Source organism: Candidatus Methylobacter oryzae, assembly GCF_003994235.2.
Classification (GTDB): Bacteria; Pseudomonadota; Gammaproteobacteria; order Methylococcales; family Methylomonadaceae; genus Methylobacter_A; species Methylobacter_A oryzae.
Genome location: NZ_RYFG02000110.1, coordinates 1 through 16,642 on the forward strand (window position 1 = coordinate 1; position 16,642 = coordinate 16,642).

Sequence of the window (16,642 nt, forward strand, 5' to 3'; positions counted from 1 at the left end):
AGCAAAGCATTCGTTCATATCGCCATGATTAATTTGATGCTGACCAGGCTGTCCTCGGGGAAGGTATCAAACTTTTAAAACACGCACTAAGATTTGTTCCGTTCGCTCTGAACTTGTCGAAAGGTGAGCGAAACAAGTCGTTTCTTAGGATTCCCACGTGGAGCGCTCGTTGTTATACACATCTCGACGTAGACCGGAAGTCTGTTGCTACGTTGAGCGTTGCGCGAGTTAGACTTTCCAGGTTTTTACTGGAGCCGCTCCCGGCGGTTCCAGTAAAAACCTGGAAGGTCTGCTATCCGCATGTTTTCCGCCTAACGCAGATAAGGAACAACATCTCGTGAAATATTTGTGTATAGCAACGAGAGATCCAACTTGGGAACTAGCAAAAATCTCGGTATTGGTGGGATGCGCTACGCTTATCCACCCTACAAATTTGTAACTTTTACGGTTATAAACTGAAAACCCGACCGTTTAAAGTGCCGTTGGGTAGAACGATAGCAACTCGTTAGAGCACGTAGTGCAACCCATCCTACTCTACTGAAACGTTAATCCGCCACGGCAGCAATCAATTCATGCGCCAGCAGATCATTGAAGAAAGCGATCAGATCGGCGCGGCAGGTCGCTTCATCCACTTCGAATTCCGTGCAAATCGTCCGGACAGCGTCTTCGAGAAAAACGGGCTGCTCAAGCAGCGCCCAAGCCCGCGAGCCAACGCCGCCAATGCCGAAATATTCCCCCCGCTCGATACTCATAGCGACCGTGTCGCCATCCATATCGGCGGAAACCAGGTCGGGGTTACGGATATAGCGGTTTGCAGGATCGAAATCGGACATCGTCATCACACTCGGAAATTATTGGAACGCTTTATAGTATCATATCCCGGTTCCGTTTTAACGTCGCATCCCATAAACCGCTTCTCGATAAATATGTCCCACTCACCCGGCAATATCATCCTGGATTTCTCCGGCCACATCCACAACCTTGGCGATTTGCAGACCCAACTCGGCCTCGCCGGCCATAATCTCCAAAGCACCCTGCAAGCCGCATGGCTGCGCTGGGGCACAAGTCTGGCGGAGCATTTGGTCGGAGACTATGCCCTAGCCATTCAAGATGAAACACAGCGTCTGACCTACCTTGCCCGCGACGCTCTCGGCGTTAAGCCCTTATATTATCGTATCGATAACGGCCGACTCAGCCACGGATTCAGCATTCCGGAATTGCGACGCTGCTGCCCGCTGCCGGTTACTGCCGACATGGACTGGGCCGCCGCCTATATGCTGAAACTCTCGTTTAGCCAGACGGAGACCGCCTACAAGGAAATCCATAAACTGGCGCCGGGACACTGGCTGACTTGCAACGCCGACGGTCATGTCCGCATCCAACGCTACCACGAGTGGCGCGACGATGCCCCGGCAGCTACCAAGCGCGATCCGCGCTGGATCGAGGCTTACCGCGAGGTCCTGGAGGAAGCGATCCGCTGCCGCATGGACCCGGACGCCCCGATGGGCACCGAAAACAGCGGCGGCATCGATTCGGCCACCATCACCGCCTATCTGGCCCATTTTCTCGGCGAACCGGGCGACCGCTTACACAGTTTCGGCTTTGCTTATTGCGAACAGGAACCCGCCTATATTCTGGAAACCAGCCAGGCCAGCCGCATTGTTCATAATTATATTCTCACCAGATGGATGGCCGATGACGAAGCCGTCTCGCTCGGGCTAAACACGCTGGGTTATCCGCAAGAACACCCCAACAGCACGGGACATATCTCATTCTATCGGGAATGCAAACTGCGCGGCATTCACGCGCTGTTTTCCGGGTTCGGCGGCGACGAGGTCGTCACCCACAGCGGCCATCACTTACGCAAGGAATTGCTCGACGGCGGGCATTACGCCGCATTATGGAATATCCTGCCGGGCGGCCCGTTCAAACGCAGCTTGCGTCTGCTGAAGACGGCCGCCCTCGGCCGCACTAACTCTGCTTATACCTCCGCATTCCTGAAAGCCTGCAAGCAACGCTGGCCGCACCAGTTGCTGCGCCCCGAAGTGGTGCTACGCCTGAATCTTTACGAGCGCTATATGGAAACGGCCCGCTATGACGCGCCTTACCGGCGCATTAACGATTTCATCCTTCAACACCACTTGCAGCGCATGGAACTCACAGCCCGCCTGGAAGACTGCACTTTAATGGCCTCAGCCTATGGCGTGGACTATCGTTGGCCGCTTTGGGATTCCCGCCTGGTGCAGCAATACCTGTCCACGCCCGGCATTGAAAAAGTGGGCCCCAAAGGCATCGGCCGCTATTTGCACCGGCGCGCCATTGATGGCATCGTGCCGAAGCGAATAACCTGGAAAACCGAAAAAGACATGGGTGAAAACTATCAGCTCAAAAACATAAACAGACACATTGCCCAAATAAGCGAACTGGGACGACAATTGGATGGCAATCTACATCCCGGTCTGGCGGAACTTATCGACCGGGACAAATTCCGTCAGCAAATCAAACAGACGGAGCTAATACCCGCAAACGATATCCGTCACCGTCTGTCCATGCGCAACATAAGTCATATCCACTGGCTAAACCGGTGGCTGCATCATAACGACAACATCTCAGGCTAGAATTCATGACATCCTCAATTCAAACGTTTGACCTAGTTCGCTATGGCATGGAGGGACTTATCCTGGCAATCTGGGGATTGACGTTCATCACCGCCCCCGGCGGGCGCTGGTTCGGGTTGCGCCCGTTCCGGCCACGCAGCTCGCATTGGCTCATTACGCTAATAACAACCGGAAGCATTGCAGCGGCAGCCGCGATGTTGATCTGGCCACACGCACCGGGACAGGAAGCAATATTGGGCATTATCGGCCTGCTGCTGCTCGGAGAGTTGTTCGAACGCCGTTTTCCTGTGCCGCCTGATGGGCTGGTCACATTGAAGGCGGAAAAACACCTCTTTACCTCGCGGCTATACCAGCCACACCACTACACCCTCTTTGAACCGCGCCCGAATATCCACTGCGAGAATGGTCTGGTGCATAATTGTTATGGCTTTCGCGACCGGCGCCTCTTGGAACCGAACCCAAACGCCATTCGGCTGGTGTTCATGGGCGGAACGACCGTCTACGGAATTACGATTGGGGACAACCGCCAGCTATTCACCCATCTGCTGGAAGAGCAGCTGAATGAGGCCTATCGCGACCGGCTCGAATCGCGGCATTTCGAGGTAATCAATGCCGGCATGGCCAACGCCACCTCCGCCGAGATGCTGTTACGGCTGATTTTTGCGGTGTCCGAAATTCGGCCGGCCTTGGTCGCTATCCAAGCCGGCATTTGCGATACCTGGCCCAGAGTCGCCAGTGACGATTATTTCGGCGATTTCCGGCAAATACGCAAACGCTACGGCCATGGTCCCCTGCTTCAGCCCCGCTTGTCGGTTGCGGATTCACTGGCGCGCGCCTTGATTTGGCGGAGCGCTTTATTGGAAGGCTGGCTTGGCAACTTGATCCCCGCCGAACCGCTGCTGGAAATGATCAACCATAACAATACCGGCCGGCGCGATCGCTTAGCTGTTCATCCGCCGCACTATTTCGAACGTAATCTGGAATATATGCTCGCCGTGAATAAAGCCATGGGCGCGCAATCGCTGCTGGTCGGCGATCCCGTTCCCCTGGGCCCCGATCCCAAGGGCTTGTACCAACGTGCGGTACCGGAACATCATGCCGTGATGGCGAACCTCGCGGCGCGCCGAGGCGTGCCGTATTTCGATTTGGCGTCCGCCCTGCCATTGAACGGGGATATCTGTGAACGGGATAAAAATCTGAATGCCGAGGGGCAGCGTCGGCTTGCTGAACGGCTTTTCGATTTCCTGCGACATGAAGAGCTGATTGAGGCCCTGTTAAGTCACAAGGCCCCTAGTGCTTAAAGCTCCGTAGGGCACGGGGCTGTGAAAGTATTGTCCAAATCAAGCTAAAAGCAGTATTCACCACGAAGAGCACGAAGTTTTCAATGTATTGAATTCAAATGATTATTTCTTCGTACCCTTCGTGGATATTTTTTATAAAAAATGAAGCTTTCACAGCCTCGTACGCATTTGAGGATTGAACCAACAGATAGCTTTGAAAAAGGTACTCGATGAGCTCATACCTGAGCTGATATTAACGAAAGACGACTCCAGTTGCTAAAATAGCTCTAAGCATGGGCATGCTTTCTACAATGCTCAAATCAGCTAGCATTCCCGTTTGTAGTCGCGGAACCATGCCATTCTGATGGCGTAGTGCTTGGTTTCGATCCCGTATGAGAGTTCACGGCCAAGGTGGTTAAGAAAGGTGGGCGATAAGGCAGGCGGTTAGAGGCAACTTGAGAACCCACCTGTGAGGATGGCAAGGCGAGCATATCTTCGGATAAAGGGGGGGTCATTGCGTTTCTCCTTGAATTTTCAAAAACAGTCAGAACCAAACGATGTCGGCTTCGCCTTGCTGGCGACAATCCGGGTTATATCGCCGGACGGCCTCATACCTGATTTCTATTGTTAAAATCGAATACCGGCAAGAATGGGTTGCGGCATCCTACCGTTCATTAATGAAAAAATCAAGCCTCCCTGTCTCGCTTGCGCGGTAGCCGTTCTCCAACCGAAATTGCCTTCCAGCAATACCGGCCCCGATGGTGTTAGCACCCAATCCCAGGCAATCGCACGAATATCCGGTAACCCGGCATGCGCCCGGCAGGACAATTCGGTCAAGCGGTTCCAATTCGGCAAGAGGCTAATAACTTGGGCGGCATATTGAACACTGAAAACGGCATCCCGAACCGCTTGCTCGGCGATCAAACTAAGTTCGGGCGGCATAAAGGCGCCGGTTTCAGGGTGAATGGGCAGAATCGCGTAGAAAGTGTCTCCGTTGGCGGTGCGGCCCGCAGGCACTTCCAGCGTAGCGCTAAGACAACGGCAGATCGAGAGGCCTTTGTCCGGATCGGCATCCCATTGGCTGATAAAACGCACCGTGATGGTTTCCTTGTTATAAGCCAACGGCGCGAGATCGGGATGATTCTCCAGATACGGCTGGATCAGCGCGCTATCTTCCGCCAATAACTGTCGCCATGCCACCTCGACCGCCACGGCATCCGGCAACGAAGCACCGCTAAAGGTTTGTCCAGCGATGCCGTCCGGCGTGCCCCAAGCCAAAAAAGCTCCTCGTCCTTGGTTACCGCTGTTGGCCTTACAGAACACGCGCCCGTGCTTTTTGACCAACATCTCGAGCCAAGGCGCTTCGCAGTATTCCCTTGCCATGGCGAACGTCGCTACCACCGGGATACCAATTTCGGCCAATTCATCCGCCAAGCGCAATTTATCTTGCAGCCGGCGGAGCGAGTCCGCTTTCAGCCCCAGCAGCTCGCTACGCCAAACATGATAGGCAAAGGTTTCCGCCTCGTAGACATAATCCAGCGCCGCATTGGGCACGCGGTAGAGGCGGTAACGGTAACTTTCCCGAGGCGGAATGCACCAGAAAAACGCCAACTTCAAGATGCGCAGCCCTTGAATTCGGCACGAGATACCTTCCTCCCGCTCCACGATGGACGCCTGCCGGCGTAGAATGCGCCGACAGGCGGGAACGGCATGCCAACAGACCCAGCGCAGCCATAGCCAACATTCGGCCGCCAGCCAAAGCGGCCGAGGCCACCGGTCTCCATGTTTCCACCACAGCGCACGGTGTATCTGCACCCTTTCGTCGGCGGACGGCCAAAGATAAGCAGGGCTGACCAAGCCATGCGGCAAGCGGCGTTGGATAAGCTCGCGCCGGAGCGCCCGGGATAAACGTTTAAGTTTGTCGCCTGTCATCACAGCGGCCTGCCGTCGGCATCCAGATAGCCGAAGCGGCGCATGACCTCGCCATGATCGGCGACGATGCGGGCGACTTGTTCGGGGGTGAGCCTGTCGCGCCAACTCCCGCTCTTGCCCTGGCGGAAGAAACGTTCGGCGCACGGAGGCCGTTCGTAGAAACCTTTTTCCGCCTCCTGCCTGGACAGCTCTCCGAAGTCGCTGAAACGGATGGCTTTCTCGATACGAACCGGATCGTCCGGCAGCCCGAGGAAACGCACCGCCCCGGTAAAAGCTGCCACGGGATCGGCCTGCATATCCTCGTAGCGAAGGATGTGGCGATTCAAAGCCGGAGCGTCGGCCCAACTCAGCACATGTCCGGACCAGCTTAGCAACTTCTGGCGAAGTTGAGCGGGCAACTTTTTGTGCGACTTGCATACGACATATTGATGATCTCCCATATAAGCGATTGTCTCATCGAGGCTCAAGCCGATATGGTTGGCGTAGGAAGGCGCGACATCCAGTGGATTGCGCAAAATGTACAGTGCGCCTAGGGTGGCTTCGCGACTGACCAAAGGTTCGCCGTCGACGGTGTAGGTGTAGGCATCGTGAATCTTATGGTAAGCCGTCTCGCCGTCGCGCGAAGACCAACGGTAAACCTCGGGCCGCAGCCGCTCAATCTCGTCAGTGTCAAGATCGGCGCTGTCGAAACCCAATACCTCGTCGATCCAACCACGATAACTGGCTAAACGGCCGGTAGCCAGCTCATTGATATCCACCGGCCTATCGCCATCCTCCAGCAGGTTTTGCAAAAAGGCGCGAAACCAGGTATTGCCGGATTTGAAATAGGACGCCAGCCAGTAAATGCCGCTCATGATCAGGGATTTTCGGTGATGTCCGCTAGCAGACGGTCGATTAATTGATCCAGCATAAAGCCGTTGTCAGGCTGCGCAACGCGAGCCAGATGAATTCTGCCCGCTAATTGCCCACACAGCCTCATGTGTTCGGGCTTCAGTCCCATGCCGTCGAGAAACCGTACCCGGTAAGTATTGTCGCGCAACGGCTGGAAACGTTGCAGCCCTTGGATGGATTCGATGCGAACTTCATCGAAAACAGTATTACGGTTCAAAATGTAAATCCATCGGATAGGCAAGGTGGGCGTATCGGCGGTCAGCGCAATTGGATAATTGAACTTTTCGAGATTCGGCCGGATCCTGCGCAGGTCGGTTGTATCGATATTTAAACGCTCGGCTACGTCCTGCCACAATTTGATGCGCGGAAAGCCCGGCACAGCACGGCAATCGTTATCGACCGGCACCACATCGTCGGCGAGCACCGTATATCCGCGCTGCAAAAATCCCGCCGCCAGTGTGGACTTGCCCGCACCGGAACGGCCGACGCAGACTAGGCACTGGTCGCCGATCCGAATGGCGTTGCCATGCAGGACAAGATGGCCGCGTTGGAGCAGCAAGGCGCCGAAGACCGAACCCAATAAAAATACCCGGATACTGTCCTCGTCGATGTCGGGTTCGGGATCGATGAGAATATCGTTGCCGTTGCTGATCAGGAATCGGGCGACTTGAGGCACTTGCAGCCACAGACTTTCCGGTGCCGCCCAGAGGAAAGGCCCTAATCGTTGGCCGTTCGTCAAGCCGCCGGGCGCTATCGATCCGAAACTGATTTTCACGTCTGCCGACTCGGTATTGCATGTTTGCACAGGTAACAATTCAGGCAGATCGATCTCGCTGTCTATGGACAGGTTATAAGCGGTGTAACGCATAGTGAAATAAAATGGATAAAATAAAGCGATGGGCCGTTTGTTACTGCTTGTTGCCCAACTGCAAATGGCGGCAATTCGCGTACCATTTTTACATTTAGGCCTTCCGATGTCCACCTTCATGCCGCTGTGTTCGTGACCTGCCAAGCTTCGTTCGCTTACATTTCCCTTTCCGGCTATAAGTATTCGTACAACTTATTGGCATTATCTCGCCTTTACTCTTTGCGCGATTTAGACCTTCCAGGTTTTTACTGGAGTCGCTCCCGGCGGCTCCAGCACTTCTGACCTCTATGGATGAAGGAAATGCCGAGAACTGCCGGGAGCAGTCTCGGCCGCCATCCATGACAGTCGTCTTACCTGGAAGGTCTGCTTATCGGCCTGTTTCTATCCCAAGTAAGGAATTGCCTACGCGTGGGAATGCAAGCAAGGGATACGTCACTCATGTTTAAGGTTGCGTAGATGCTTAATATTCTCCCACAGGAGAGACTTATTGTGCGACGCACTTAATCCAGTAAAGTTATCAAAATTACTAAACAATGCGTTGTTGGTTGCCAACTGACGATTCCGCCTAACTTTAAGCCTCATACCCTGCGGTTTTAAAAATTTCCGCCTGCTAAAAGATTCAATTTGCGGAAAATTAAAAAACAATGCTAACCTAGCCTACGCCGTAGCAAATCGGCCTCTCCAACCTTGGGCAGGCGCTAATCTGCGGTAAAAAAATAGTTAATACAGAATGATGGAAAACTAAGCCGCCTAAGCAGTAAATAAGGGGTACTTTAGATGTGCGCGGTTTTCAGCCGCTGTATTACACCATTTCAACTATCCCATACGTAAGGAGATGAAACCGTGTCAGATTATTTTTTAGGCGAAATTCGCATGTTTAGCTTTGCTTGGGCGCCGCAACACTGGGCGCTATGTCAAGGCCAATTGATGACGATCCAACAGAACAATGCCCTGTATGCCCTGTTAGGCACTACTTTCGGCGGTAACGCTACCACCAACTTCAATCTACCCGACCTGCGCGGCCGGGTACCGCTCTGCCAAGGCCAGTCGCCTATCAGCGGCACTATCTACCAACAAGGGAGCACCTATGCCGGCGGCGCCGAAACCGTAACACTCAACGCCACTCAAGTGCCGGCCCATACCCATACGGTCAAAGCCATGTCCGCGCAAGGCACGGCAGGACCAAACGACGGCATTATTTCCAGCCTTAAAACCACCGTAAATCCGACCGTTTACAGTACCGTCCCAGCCAGCGGAGCGACCTTTCAGCCGCTCAATGCCGGCACCGTTTCCTCAGTAGGCGGCGCGCCCCATAACAATATGCAGCCGTTCACGGTAGCCAATTTTTGCATCGCCACGTCGGGTATTTTCCCAGCGCGTAACTGAGCCGGCACCATCACCCGTTTTCAATATTTAATAAAGGAAATCAATCATGTCGCAATACTATGTCGGCGAAATTCGCTTATTCGCGGGAAATTACGCCCCGGAGGGGGACTGGATGAAATGCGAGGGCCAGTTACTGAACGTCAGCCAGTACCCCGCCCTGTTTTCCCTGATCGGCGTCACCTACGGAGGCAACGGCAGCACTACCTTCGCGCTGCCTGATTATCGCGGCCGTATCCCAGTCGGCCAGGGCACAGGCACCGGCCTCACCCCCCACACCCTGGGCCAGACCGGAGGCAGCGAAACCGTTACCCTGGACGCATCGCAATGGGCGGCCCACAACCACAGCTTCAATACCCTGAATGCCGACGCCACAGCCAGCGCTTTGCCGGCGGGCAGCAACAATATGGCTCATGCCAAAGGAATGAATGACGTCCGTATTTACCTAAACGATTCGGCGCCGTCGCCTACCGCCGTCACGCTAGATGCCGTGAGCTACGGCTCCGCCGGCGGCGGCCAGCCCCACAACAATATGATGCCGTCCCAGGCGATGACCTATATCATCGCCGTCAACGGCCTGTATCCGAGCCGCCCTTAACAACCCAAACACAGAGGAGACTTACCGTGGACGCATTTACCGGAGAAATCCGCATCCTTCCTTACACCTTCGCGCCCCAAGGCTGGGTAGCTTGCAACGGTCAGCAAGCAAATCTGCAGCAATACACGGCCTTATTTGCAACCATTGGCACCATCTACGGCCCTAGCGATCAAAGAACCTATTTCACTCTCCCAAACCTTCAGGGCCAAGTCCTTATGGGCACCGGCGCCGGACCGGGGCTTACCCCTCGTACTATTGGGCAAAAGGTGGGAGCCGAATCCGTAGCCCTGAATATCAATCAAATGGCTGCCCATACCCATACGGTGACCGCCAAAGTATCGACCACCACACCGGCAACCACCATGAGCGCCGCGCCAACCGCCACTTCTTGGTTGTCGCGAGCCGTTCAAATCTCGGGGACGACATCCTCACCTGTCAATGCTTATTCTCCTTCAGGAACCCCGGATGTAACCCTAGCCGGCCAAGTCTTCGGTTCGGCGGGCAACGTGACCCCGGCAGCCCACGAAAACCGGCAGCCCTATCTGCCGATGCGCTTCTGCATCTGCACCAACGGCCTTTTCGCGGTCAATCCGGGTTAAGGCATGGGTAAGACCGATTCTACGCAACGCTTTGCCCCGCCCGACGGTTTTGCGGAGCGGGGCTATGCGCTTCGCCCCGAGCGAGAGGAAAACCGGCCGTTTCTGGAAAACCTGTATATCTCGGTGCGCTGGCCGGAATTGGAACTCACCGGCTGGACGGAGGAAGCCAAACTGGGCTTTCTCCGCCAGCAGTATTTCTGTCAGGATAAGCACTATGCGGAAGCTTACTTCGATGGCGAGTTCCTGATCCTTGAGCAGCGAGGCGAACCGGTGGGCCGACTCTACCTGCACCGCAGTCAAAGGGAAATTCGCATTGTCGATATTTCACTGATGCCGAAAGTCCGCAATCAGGGTTTAGGTACTCTGCTGCTGCAAGGCGTGTTTGCCGAGGCCATAGGCGCGGGGCAGATCGTCAGCATTCATGTTGAGAAGTTCAACCCGGCGCAAAACCTGTACCGTAGATTGGGTTTTACGGAAGTCTCGGAAAACGGCCCTTACTGGTTAATGGAATGGACGCCGTCCGGCGTAGGCTTTGCCCGTTGCCCGGCTGAAGAACACGCGGAATCCGGATGAACATAGTGAGTGGATAAGCAAAGCCTATCCACTCGCTTAATGGACATATCGAGATTTAAGGCGGCTACTGAAAAAGCCCCCTCTTCTTACTGCACGAAATAACGACTCACACCCAAAGAAAACATGAACATCCTAACACTCGATTTTTTCGCCCCTCACGTCAATACCATCTTTACCGCCTTGCTCGACGGCGGACTGGAGTTTCCTCTGACTTTGGCGGAGGCAAACCCTTTAAAGTCATACCCTTTTCCGGGCCAGCTCCGGGAACCTTTCGACCTTCGCTTCCACGGCGAAAATTCCATCCTCCTGCACCAAATGATCCATCGCCTGCGCCATGAAGTGCTGGGCGATCTGGAGATTTTCCTGGTACCGATAGGCGAGGAAGCAGGACACTATATTTATCAAGCGGTTTTCAATTAGATTTCCACTAACACTCAACGATACTTTTTTCAAAACGGCTCCCCTCGCTCGGCAAAAGAGAGGGAGCAACAAGCCCAAACCCGAGGTGAAAGGATATTACCTTATCACTCGAATGGCGATTCGTACCTATCATCCCGATAGTCTGCATAGAGCCCATTACGTTCGACATAATGTAAAAAGACCTGCGAACAAGCACCAAACCGGTTCTTCTCGCGCCAATGTACCAATTCCCTACCTCTAAAAATCAGCGCATCGCCAGGGCTCAGTAGGAAGCTACAAGATACTTTTTCTCTATTTTCGACCCAAATCGGCCAAATATCGTTCTCATAGCCCAAAGCTAAGGTTGCAGTTATTTCGCAAGCCTCCCTATCCCGGTGCGGCTTCAGTTCATTGCCAATGCGGTAACGGCGCGCATAGCTGTAAGTTTTATATAAAGCCAAACCGGTATATTGTTCAATTTTAGGCAAAAGATGTTCGAGCAATTTTTCAAACAAAACTTCCTTATAAAAACCGGTCGATCCCGGCACTTGTGTCTCCTCAGAGTCTCCTCGCCCTAGAGAAACTATCTTTTCGAAAAAACGATCATATTCTGATGTATTGATGAGTCCAGGCACCAATAAAAAACCATTTTGTTGAAATTCATTCATTATTGCTATATCCAACACATACTTTTAGATTTCTTTCTATCGCATCATAACGAAAATAAAGCAGGCTCGCGAATTTGACTTTTAACGATATAATGATTTCGAATCATCAGTCTATAAATAGTGGAAACTCTTCTTTCTAAAAATAATTAGTCTTGTGCCATATAAAACCAAATACTGTCAACTCCCTTTCTCTTTCGACACCGGCCGTTTAAACAACGATCTTAAGCAAATCAGGGAAACCGACTGGCTGGATCATTTTAATGCTTCGGCCTATGACAACGTTTGGCGTTGCGTGCCTTTGCGCTCTGTGGACGGCAAACCGGACCATATTCAATCGCTATCCGATAAACACTACAAGGATACGGACATCCTCAAACGCTGCCCTTATTTTCAGGAAGTCATAGACAGTTTCGAATGCGAGAAAACGTCGGTACGCCTGATGGCCCTTGGTGCCGGCAGCCAAATTAAAATGCATACGGACAAAGGCACTTCGTTCGAGGACGGTATCGCACGGCTGCATATTCCGATTGTCACCAGGCCCGACATTTGCTTCACAATCGAAGATGAAGAGATTCATTTTTCAGCCGGCTTTACCTGGTATTTAAATGCCGGTTGTCTGCACGGCGTGCGCAATAAAAGCCTAACGCCCAGAATTCATTTAATGCTGGATTGCATTGTTAACTCTTGGCTGGAAAACGTTTTTCAGGAAGCCGGGTTTATACCAAGAGCAAAACCAAAATACGGCGATCCTTCGATTAACGATAAAAACGTAGGAACGATTATCGCGGGTTTAATCGCAATGAATAATGAGCCGGCAAAACAGATGGCTGAAAGATTGATTGCCATTCAAAAATCCGGAACAACCACATGAATGAAGATTTTTCCGCGAATGAACGCGCACTGCTCTGCAATCAGGATGTGCCGTTTGAACAGCTGGAATCTTTGTCAGGGTGGTATCCGGTTGTAGCCAGGAACGATCAACTGTGGTGGCGGTTCGTTGGTGAAAGACGTTTTACCGAGCCTTTTTTTTATGACAGCATTACCGGCATCGATCATGCCCAAAAGCGATGCCTACACACTTCTTTTCAAGCATTAGACGGATTTGAAGACACGCTTGCGCCAACGGCTTTCATTTTCCATACCTCGCGTTGCGGCTCGACGCTGCTGTCGCAATTATTAACCTTCCTGTCCAGCTGCGTCGTAATGTCGGAACCTACTATCATCGATTCCTATCTAAGCCTTTACCATGCCCAACCTGAACAAAGCGGCGCGGAAAAAGCATTGCGGCAGTTGATTGGGGCATTAGGACAAAGACGTTTTACCGAAGAACGCCATTTTTTCATCAAACTCGATAGCTGGCATATAAAAAGCCTTCCGCTGTTTCGTAAAGCTTTTCCCGATACGCCTTTTATTTTTATGTATCGAAAGCCGGAAGAGGTATTGGCGTCCCATCAACGGCAAAGAGGGCCGCAAATGGTGCCTGGCTTGGTGGACTCCGCCTTGATGGAACTGGATTCCGAACCGCTGGAGCCGGGCGAGTTGGACAAATATTCCGTGAAAGTACTGAGGCATTTTTTCAAGGCGGCCTGCGATCAGGCGGAAGAGTTGATCTTGCTAAACTATAACCAGTTGCCGCAAATCATCTGGACCGATCTGCTGGATTTATTTTCAATAGCGCTCTCTCCGGCAGAATTAGAGGCCATGAAGAACCGCTCCGGCTTGCATTCGAAAAATACGGCAAAATTCACCGGCGATCCGGAGCCGGCGGCATATGACGCAAACGTTGAATTATGCGCAACGGTCTATCCTTATTACGAGAAGCTGGAACGCTTGCGCTTGGATCACCTCTACAACCAAGCTTGTAAATCGGCAAACGCGGTGAAGTCGATTAACGCATCGGCCAAATCTTCCAATCGCACCGACGGCAATTCGGGCAATTGCTGTAAGAGGGGTTCAAGTTCGGGTTGAGCGGAGAACTTGCGCCGCAACTGGCGCGCCAATAAGACTAAAACTTCTAGCGTAATGGTAAAATTTAACTATTGACCATTCACGCTCTTTTTTGTTGTAAGATGAACTTACAATCATAATTCAAGGTTAACGCCATGCAGCTTACATTAGAAATTCCTGATAAATACATGCAAGGTCAAAATCAAAGCCAAACAACGCAGCAGATTAAGTTATACGCCGCCTTGCTGATGTTCCAATCCGGACAGTTGTCGCGTGGTGCCGCGTGCGAATTCGCTGGTGTCGATATTTTTGACTTTTTCTTGGCGTGTAAACAACATCGGATTAGCGCGATTAACATCTCGGCAGAATCCATCGAATCGGATGTATTGCGCTATCAGCAGAGGCACACACATTGATTGTTATTGCGGACAGCTCCGCGCTAGTAGCTTTATCTGTATGCGATAGCCTGTCACTTTTGGATGCATTATTCGGTCAAGTTAAAGTACCGCAAGCTGTTTATGATGAGATCTGTATTGCTAACAAAGCAGAGGCTCACGCATTGCACACCTATCTCACTGAAAAAGTGTGTAATGCCTCGACAATATTTGATATTGAAAGGCCTAATGGATTGGGCAAAGGCGAACTGGATGCGATTAATCTGTATAAACAACTCTCCGCTGATTTGTTATTGATTGATGACGCCAAGGCTAAAAAAGTGGCCTATCTTAACAACATTGAGGTTATGGGAAGTTTGGGTGTTTTACTTCTCGCTAAAAAGAAAGGATTGATTGTTGCGATTAAACCGTCACTCTCCAAACTGCGCTGTTCTGATATTTTCATTAGCAATGATTTATTGGATCAAGTGCTGGTGGTAGCTGGTGAAGAATAGGCCATCGGCGCCGATGAGTTCGCGCTGTTTGGCTAATTCCCGCGCTAATGGAACTGTCTGTTCATTAAAATCAGACGATTAATGGATACCTTCTACTTCAGGCTCAGACCCTTTTCTATTTTTCATACCCAACAACAATTTTCTACCCATCCTCTATCATGCCACTCTATATCGAAAGCCGGATTACGGAACGCCGTTCTTTTGAATTACACTCCAACCAAGCTTATAAATCGGCAAATGAAATAAAATCCCGGCCAAATTTACCGGCCAGCACCAAGCTCAGGCATTGAGCTATGCACAACGGTCTATCGCAACTTTTCATACCGTAGTTCAGGATGATTCCCAAGCTGGTAGTGAAACTGTAATTCATCTCCTTCTTCGATTTCGCCGCGAAGGCGCTTCGGCATTGTCAGGCTGCAATCGTAATCATCCAAGCAAGTTTCGCCGTAAACAGTGATTTTAGTCAAAAGATGCGGCCGGTATCGAGATTCGATGTGTGGCGGAATTTTCACTCTAGCCGCAGGAAGACGGTCGCCGTCGATTTTTTCCCAACTTATGATACTGGCGGCATCGAGTTCGAAGATTTTCCCAAGGTCAATCCTGTCCCGTTCAGGTTCTGGGAATTCTCCGACAAAATCCGCCGGCATGAAAACGTGCTCTTTCGCACCGTTCAGCAGGCAGGCTTGCACGCTGACCTGCTGCGGCACCATTTTCGCATCAGGGGCTTGAGCAAACAGGTTTCGGGCGATTGAGACTTGCGGCTCGTTGTGTAGGGTTACTGACATCGTCTCGCTGACGATGACGTCCGGCTTTTTATCCTCCGGGATTCGATACGTGGTGGCATCGACGCAAAAACACTCTTCCGCATGGCCGGAAAAACCGAATGAGTCGATCAGTTTCATTGCTTCATCGAGACATTCCTGATGTATATCCAGCAATGTAAAAACGGCCTGCTCTTTTGAAAATACTGTCATCAGCGGCACGGCCAGCGTGGCATAAGGGCCGCAACCGGCATAAAGTATGCGAACCGGCCGTTCGGGATTGATCGAATCCCGAATTGCATGCCCATGCCCCCGGATAAATGCTGATGTCCTGAATAATTCCCTGATGCACATAGCCGCAGTAGTCGGCGAAATGGCAAGTCCGCTCTCCAGCCGTGTCTCTCCTGCACCGATCCCTCCTTCGGGATTGATTTGGAAATTCGTCCGCCTTTCAAATAAATCCCGAAGGGCCAGGGCCTCGGGAACTAGGTCCTTGAGTTGTTTTTTGGGATCCAAAATTGCCAGGGCAATATTTCTGAGTGTATCTAAGTCGTTATTCATAGGTTTTATCTTCAGTTGCGTTATTTTTGTAATTTTTAGGCGCCGATGAAAATTACATTTTGAGCCGGTTTAGTAATCAGGTATTTGCGAACAAAGCCGCCAACCGGGGTGAAGCAAAGCATCCTACCACGGTAAACTGATCGAAGCTGTTGCCGCCCACAACGCTAACCCTACCCGCCGCTACCCAAGCATGAGCCGTGATTCCCGATATCTGCTGGTCACGCGTTAAGCCGAGAAACAGAGTATAAGGCACGCCGTACAATCCCAGTAGCAGTCGAGCGACCACAGCCTGCGGGAAACAATTTGATTCCCATGGCGTATAGCGCGCCGCAAGCCGGACAACGCGGCCAATATGCAAGGCCAATGCTTCTTCCCGCCGACCCAGCACCGGTACCCAAACACAAGCCTGTATATGCGCGCCAAGCCAAGGCGCTAGCCGGCGGAACGCAAATACAATAATCGCAAAGCGGCTCAAACCCAAAAGCATCCATACGGGCAGAAACCAAAGCTGTTCAAAATACGGCAAGCGTTTAAAACTTAGCGCCTTACGTAAAAGGAAAGATAATTTCATTCGATAAAAATCATCTTGTTTGACAGATTATTTTTCGACATTTCTGGACAATAGCTTATTTGTTACGCAGAGCCGACATTCTATGGCTATAATTTTTATGGATT

The 16,642-nt window shown here is 51.9% G+C and carries 18 protein-coding genes; 10 read left to right on the forward strand and 8 right to left on the reverse strand.

The annotated features are described in order from the left end of the window. Nucleotides 1–545 precede the first annotated feature (545 nt). Complete coding sequence (locus EKO24_RS15800) at nt 546–839, reverse strand: PqqD family peptide modification chaperone (RefSeq protein ID WP_206667293.1); 294 nt, start codon at nt 837–839, stop codon at nt 546–548. 87 nt (nt 840–926) lie between these two features. Here EKO24_RS15800 and EKO24_RS15805 point away from each other — a divergent pair, with 87 nt between their 5' ends. Beyond that, nucleotides 927–2,618, forward strand: coding sequence for an asparagine synthase-related protein (locus EKO24_RS15805; RefSeq protein ID WP_127028129.1), 1,692 nt, complete (start codon nt 927–929; stop codon nt 2,616–2,618). Between the two features lie 5 nt (nt 2,619–2,623). After that, the gene (locus tag EKO24_RS15810; protein ID WP_127028130.1) at nt 2,624–3,919 is read left to right on the forward strand and encodes an SGNH/GDSL hydrolase family protein; all 1,296 of its coding nucleotides are present in this window, start codon (nt 2,624–2,626) and stop codon (nt 3,917–3,919) included. Between the two features lie 606 nt (nt 3,920–4,525). On the opposite strand, the gene EKO24_RS15815 is transcribed toward EKO24_RS15810, so the two are convergent. Genes EKO24_RS15815 through EKO24_RS15825 form a run of 3 tightly spaced genes read right to left on the reverse strand, consistent with a single transcriptional unit; the run spans nt 4,526 to nt 7,589 of the window. Then, a complete protein-coding gene (locus tag EKO24_RS15815) occupies nt 4,526–5,830 on the reverse strand; it encodes a sugar-transfer associated ATP-grasp domain-containing protein (RefSeq protein ID WP_127028131.1) in 1,305 nt (434 codons plus the stop codon). After that, on the reverse strand, nt 5,830–6,684 hold the full coding sequence (locus EKO24_RS15820) for a sulfotransferase domain-containing protein (protein WP_127028132.1): 855 nt from the start codon (nt 6,682–6,684) through the stop codon (nt 5,830–5,832). The genes EKO24_RS15815 and EKO24_RS15820 overlap by 1 nt, the downstream gene beginning before the upstream one ends. Before the next feature lie 2 nt (nt 6,685–6,686). Next, nucleotides 6,687–7,589 (reverse strand): phosphoenolpyruvate carboxykinase (ATP), encoded by a 903-nt coding sequence (locus EKO24_RS15825; protein WP_127028133.1) that lies wholly within the window; start codon nt 7,587–7,589, stop codon nt 6,687–6,689. 843 nt (nt 7,590–8,432) lie between these two features. Here EKO24_RS15825 and EKO24_RS15830 point away from each other — a divergent pair. The 5 genes from EKO24_RS15830 (at nt 8,433) to EKO24_RS15850 (ending at nt 11,162) form a co-directional block, all read left to right on the forward strand. Continuing rightward, complete coding sequence (locus EKO24_RS15830; RefSeq protein ID WP_127028134.1) at nt 8,433–8,975, forward strand: phage tail protein; 543 nt, start codon at nt 8,433–8,435, stop codon at nt 8,973–8,975. 46 nt (nt 8,976–9,021) lie between these two features. Then, nucleotides 9,022–9,570 (forward strand): phage tail protein, encoded by a 549-nt coding sequence (locus tag EKO24_RS15835; RefSeq protein ID WP_127028135.1) that lies wholly within the window; start codon nt 9,022–9,024, stop codon nt 9,568–9,570. A 26-nt stretch (nt 9,571–9,596) separates the two neighbouring features. After that, nucleotides 9,597–10,169: a phage tail protein gene (locus EKO24_RS15840; RefSeq protein ID WP_127028136.1), complete on the forward strand. Its 573-nt coding sequence runs from the start codon at nt 9,597–9,599 to the stop codon at nt 10,167–10,169. Between the two features lie 3 nt (nt 10,170–10,172). Further along, nucleotides 10,173–10,742 carry a GNAT family N-acetyltransferase gene (locus EKO24_RS15845; RefSeq protein WP_127028137.1) on the forward strand — a complete coding sequence of 190 codons (570 nt, stop codon included), beginning with the start codon at nt 10,173–10,175 and terminating at the stop codon, nt 10,740–10,742. A 123-nt stretch (nt 10,743–10,865) separates the two neighbouring features. Next, nucleotides 10,866–11,162 carry a DUF6916 family protein gene (locus EKO24_RS15850; RefSeq protein WP_127028138.1) on the forward strand — a complete coding sequence of 99 codons (297 nt, stop codon included), beginning with the start codon at nt 10,866–10,868 and terminating at the stop codon, nt 11,160–11,162. A 104-nt stretch (nt 11,163–11,266) separates the two neighbouring features. On the opposite strand, the gene EKO24_RS15855 is transcribed toward EKO24_RS15850, so the two are convergent. After that, nucleotides 11,267–11,809, reverse strand: a complete 543-nt coding sequence (locus EKO24_RS15855) for a hypothetical protein (RefSeq protein ID WP_127028139.1) — start codon at nt 11,807–11,809, stop codon at nt 11,267–11,269. 154 nt (nt 11,810–11,963) lie between these two features. Here EKO24_RS15855 and EKO24_RS15860 point away from each other — a divergent pair, with 154 nt between their 5' ends. Then, nucleotides 11,964–12,680 (forward strand): aspartyl/asparaginyl beta-hydroxylase domain-containing protein, encoded by a 717-nt coding sequence (locus tag EKO24_RS15860; RefSeq protein WP_206667294.1) that lies wholly within the window; start codon nt 11,964–11,966, stop codon nt 12,678–12,680. Between the two features lie 976 nt (nt 12,681–13,656). Here the strand turns inward: EKO24_RS15860 and EKO24_RS23660 are convergent. Then, nucleotides 13,657–13,809 carry a DUF4351 domain-containing protein gene (locus tag EKO24_RS23660; protein WP_161990611.1) on the reverse strand — a complete coding sequence of 51 codons (153 nt, stop codon included), beginning with the start codon at nt 13,807–13,809 and terminating at the stop codon, nt 13,657–13,659. Nucleotides 13,810–13,911: 102 nt separating this feature from the next. Between EKO24_RS23660 and EKO24_RS15870 the strand changes: the two genes are divergently transcribed. After that, the gene (locus EKO24_RS15870; RefSeq protein WP_127028141.1) at nt 13,912–14,172 is read left to right on the forward strand and encodes a UPF0175 family protein; all 261 of its coding nucleotides are present in this window, start codon (nt 13,912–13,914) and stop codon (nt 14,170–14,172) included. Beyond that, the gene (locus EKO24_RS15875; protein ID WP_127028142.1) at nt 14,169–14,645 is read left to right on the forward strand and encodes a PIN domain-containing protein; all 477 of its coding nucleotides are present in this window, start codon (nt 14,169–14,171) and stop codon (nt 14,643–14,645) included. Before EKO24_RS15870 ends, EKO24_RS15875 begins: the two co-directional genes overlap by 4 nt. Nucleotides 14,646–14,950: 305 nt before the next feature. Here the strand turns inward: EKO24_RS15875 and EKO24_RS15880 are convergent, their stop codons facing one another. Together EKO24_RS15880 and EKO24_RS15885 are read right to left on the reverse strand one after the other, a co-directional pair. Further along, entirely contained in the window at nt 14,951–15,967 is a 1,017-nt protein-coding gene (locus EKO24_RS15880) for an SAM-dependent methyltransferase (RefSeq protein WP_143733240.1), read from the reverse strand. A gap of 76 nt (nt 15,968–16,043) precedes the next feature. After that, nucleotides 16,044–16,538 (reverse strand): lasso peptide biosynthesis B2 protein, encoded by a 495-nt coding sequence (locus EKO24_RS15885; RefSeq protein WP_127028144.1) that lies wholly within the window; start codon nt 16,536–16,538, stop codon nt 16,044–16,046. Between the last annotated feature and the right edge of the window lie 104 nt (nt 16,539–16,642).

Bases quoted from the DNA above. Each gene is read 5' to 3' on its own strand.
- EKO24_RS15800 (WP_206667293.1), bottom strand. From the start codon at position 839: ATGACGATGTCCGATTTCGATCCTGCAAACCGCTATATCCGTAACCCC.
- EKO24_RS15805 (WP_127028129.1), top strand. From the start codon at position 927: ATGTCCCACTCACCCGGCAATATCATCCTGGATTTCTCCGGCCACATC.
- EKO24_RS15810 (WP_127028130.1), top strand. From the start codon at position 2,624: ATGACATCCTCAATTCAAACGTTTGACCTAGTTCGCTATGGCATGGAG.
- EKO24_RS15815 (WP_127028131.1), bottom strand. From the start codon at position 5,830: ATGACAGGCGACAAACTTAAACGTTTATCCCGGGCGCTCCGGCGCGAG.
- EKO24_RS15820 (WP_127028132.1), bottom strand. From the start codon at position 6,684: ATGAGCGGCATTTACTGGCTGGCGTCCTATTTCAAATCCGGCAATACC.
- EKO24_RS15825 (WP_127028133.1), bottom strand. From the start codon at position 7,589: ATGCGTTACACCGCTTATAACCTGTCCATAGACAGCGAGATCGATCTG.
- EKO24_RS15835 (WP_127028135.1), top strand. From the start codon at position 9,022: ATGTCGCAATACTATGTCGGCGAAATTCGCTTATTCGCGGGAAATTAC.
- EKO24_RS15845 (WP_127028137.1), top strand. From the start codon at position 10,173: ATGGGTAAGACCGATTCTACGCAACGCTTTGCCCCGCCCGACGGTTTT.
- EKO24_RS15850 (WP_127028138.1), top strand. From the start codon at position 10,866: ATGAACATCCTAACACTCGATTTTTTCGCCCCTCACGTCAATACCATC.
- EKO24_RS15855 (WP_127028139.1), bottom strand. From the start codon at position 11,809: ATGAATGAATTTCAACAAAATGGTTTTTTATTGGTGCCTGGACTCATC.
- EKO24_RS15870 (WP_127028141.1), top strand. From the start codon at position 13,912: ATGCAGCTTACATTAGAAATTCCTGATAAATACATGCAAGGTCAAAAT.
- EKO24_RS15880 (WP_143733240.1), bottom strand. From the start codon at position 15,967: ATGAATAACGACTTAGATACACTCAGAAATATTGCCCTGGCAATTTTG.
- EKO24_RS15885 (WP_127028144.1), bottom strand. From the start codon at position 16,538: ATGAAATTATCTTTCCTTTTACGTAAGGCGCTAAGTTTTAAACGCTTG.